Origin of the sequence: Streptomyces sp. UNOB3_S3, from assembly GCF_020740895.1 — a bacterium.
Classification (GTDB): Bacteria; Actinomycetota; Actinomycetes; order Streptomycetales; family Streptomycetaceae; genus Streptomyces.
The window spans coordinates 1-2981 of sequence record NZ_JAILXP010000575.1 but is presented as its reverse complement, the minus strand read 5'-3'; the positions used below and the strand labels follow the sequence as shown (position 1 = coordinate 2981).

The 2981-nt window shown below is 75.5% G+C and carries 1 protein-coding gene; it reads left to right on the top strand.

The window, feature by feature from the left end:
- The coding region (locus K6I33_RS33800) for a type I polyketide synthase (RefSeq protein WP_229358617.1) at nucleotides 1–2981 on the top strand (2981 nt) is incomplete at both ends.

The window sequence follows — 2981 nt, the reverse complement described above, 5'->3', positions numbered from 1 at the left end:
CCCCTACACCCCCACCGGCACCGTCCTGGTCACCGGCGGCACCGGAGCGCTGGGCGGCCACGTCGCCCGCATGCTCGCCGAAGCGGGCGCGCCGCGCCTGCTCCTGGTCAGCCGCCGGGGCGCCGACGCGCCCGGCGCCGAGGACCTGAGGGCCGAACTGGCCGCGCTGGGCACCGAGGTCACCCTCGCCGCCTGCGACACCTCCGACCGCGCCGCGCTCGCCGCGCTGCTCGCCGGCATCCCGGCCGAACACCCGCTCACGGCCGTGTTCCACACCGCCGGAGTGGTCGACGACGGCGTCGTCGACACGCTCACCACCGAGAAGTTCACGGCCGTCCTCGCCGCCAAGGCCACCGCCACCGTCCACCTCCACGAGCTCACCCGCGACCTGGACCTGGCCGCCTTCGTCCTGTTCTCCTCCACCGCCGGCACCCTCGGTGCGGCCGGACAGGGCAACTACGCCGCCGCCAACGCCTTCCTCGACGCCTTCGCCGCCGCCCGCCGCGCCCAGGGCCTGCCCGCGACCTCCATCGCCTGGGGCCCCTGGGCCGGAGCCGGCATGGCCGGCGACGGAACGCCCGTCGACGGCCGCGTCCGCCGCGGCGGCTTCACCCCCATGGCGCCCGCCGCCGCCCTCACCGCCCTGCGGCACGCCGTCGAACACGACGACACCGCCGTGACCGTCGCCGACATCGACTGGGACCGCTACATCAGCGCCTTCCGCCACAGCACCCTCGTCGGCGACCTCCCCGAACTCCGCGCCGCCACCGTCGTCTCGGCCCAGGACATCCCGCACCCCGCGGGCGGCCCCGGCGAGGACGACCTGCGGCAACGACTCGCCGCGCTCGCCGAGTCCGCGCGCCCCCGGTTCGTCCTGGACCTGCTGCGCGGCCACGTCGCCGCCGTCCTCGGCCACTCCGGCGCCGACAGCATCGCCGCCGACCAGGCCTTCAGCGACCTCGGCTTCGACTCCCTCACCATCGTCGAACTGCGCAACGCCCTGTCGGCCACCACCGGGCTGCGCCTGCCCGCCACCCTCGTCTACGACTACCCGACCCCGCAGGAACTGGCCGGGTTCCTCCTCACCGAGCTCCTCGGCACCCTGCCCGAGGGGGCCGAGGGCGGCGCGCTCCCGGCCGTCCGGGCGGCCGTCGACGACGATCCGATCGTCATCGTCGGCATGAACTGCCGCTTCCCCGGCGGGATCGCCTCCCCCGAGGACCTGTGGCGGCTCCTGTCCGGCGGCGAGGACGCCATCTCCGGCTTCCCGGCCGACCGCGGCTGGGACCTGGAGCGCCTCGCCCGGGGCGGCTCCGCCACCCTCGAAGGCGGCTTCCTCGACGGCGTCGGCCTCTTCGACGCCGCGTTCTTCGGGATCTCGCCGCGCGAGGCCCTCGCCATGGACCCGCAGCAGCGCCTGCTGCTGGAGACCACCTGGGAGGCCTTCGAACGGGCCGGCATCGACCCGACGTCCCTGCGCGGCAGCCGGACCGGCGTGTTCGTCGGCACCAACGGCCAGGACTACGTCAACCTGCTGCGCGCCGGCACCGCCGACGTCCGCGGCCACGTCGCCACCGGCAACACCGCCAGCGTCATGTCCGGCCGCCTCTCCTACGCCCTCGGCCTGGAGGGCCCGGCCGTCACCGTCGACACCGCCTGCTCCTCCTCGCTCGTCGCCCTCCACATGGCCGCGAGCTCACTGCGCTCGGGCGAGTCGACGCTGGCCCTGGCCGGCGGCGTGTCGGTCATGTCCAGCCCGGACGCCTTCGCCGAGTTCACCGCGCAGGGCGGGCTCGCCCCCGACGGCCGCTGCAAGGCCTTCTCCGACGCGGCCGACGGCACCAGCTGGTCCGAGGGCGTGGGCATCCTCGTCCTGGAGCGGCTCTCCGACGCCCGCCGCAACGGGCACGACGTCCTCGCGGTCGTCAGCGGCAGCGCCGTCAACCAGGACGGCGCCTCCAACGGCCTGACCGCCCCCAACGGCCGCGCCCAGCAGCGCGTCATCCGCCAGGCCCTCGCCGACGGCCGCCTCACCCCCGCCGACGTCGACGCCGTGGAGGCCCACGGCACCGGCACCACCCTCGGCGACCCCATCGAGGCACACGCCCTCATCGCCGCCTACGGCCGGGACCGCGACGCCGCGCTCCCGCTGCTCCTCGGCGCCGTCAAGTCCAACCTGGGCCACACCCAGGCGGCGGCCGGCGTCGCGGGCGTCATCAAGATGGTCCTCGCGATGCGCCACGGCGAACTGCCGCGCACCCTCCACGTCGGCACCCCGTCCTCGCACGTCGACTGGTCGGACGGGACCGTGGCGCTGGTGACCGAGCACCGGGCCTGGCCCGAGACCGGCCACCCGCGCCGGGCGGGCGTGTCCGCCTTCGGCGTCAGCGGCACCAACGCGCACGTCATCGTCGAGCAGGCACCGCAGGCACCGCAGGCACCGCAGGCACCGCAGGCACCGCAGGCACCGCAGGCGACGCTGCCCGCTCGGGAACCGGTGGTGGAGCGGACTCCCGGCCTCGTGCCGTGGGTGGTCTCGGCGCGTTCCGAGGCCGCGCTGACCGCGCTGACCGAGCGGATCGCCGCCCTCGCCGGAACGGGCCGGGACGCGACGGACACCGGCTTCTCCCTGGCCACGGGCCGGGCGGTGTTCGCGCACCGCGCGGTGCTGCTGGCCGACGGCGACAGCGCCCGGGAGGTCGCGCGCGGCGTCGCCGGGGACGTGGCGGGCAAGCAGGCGTTCCTGTTCTCGGGCCAGGGCTCGCAGCGCGCGGGCATGGGCCGGGAGCTGTACGAGCGGTTCCCCGTCTTCGCCGAGGCGCTGGACGAGGTGGCGGCGTACTTCGACCGCGAGCTGGAGCGTCCGCTGCGGGAGGTGATGTTCGGCGACGACGCGGACGCGTTGAACGAGACCGGCTTCACTCAGCCTGCGCTTTTCGCTCTCGAAGTGGCGTTGTTCAGGCTGATCGAGTCGTGGGGAG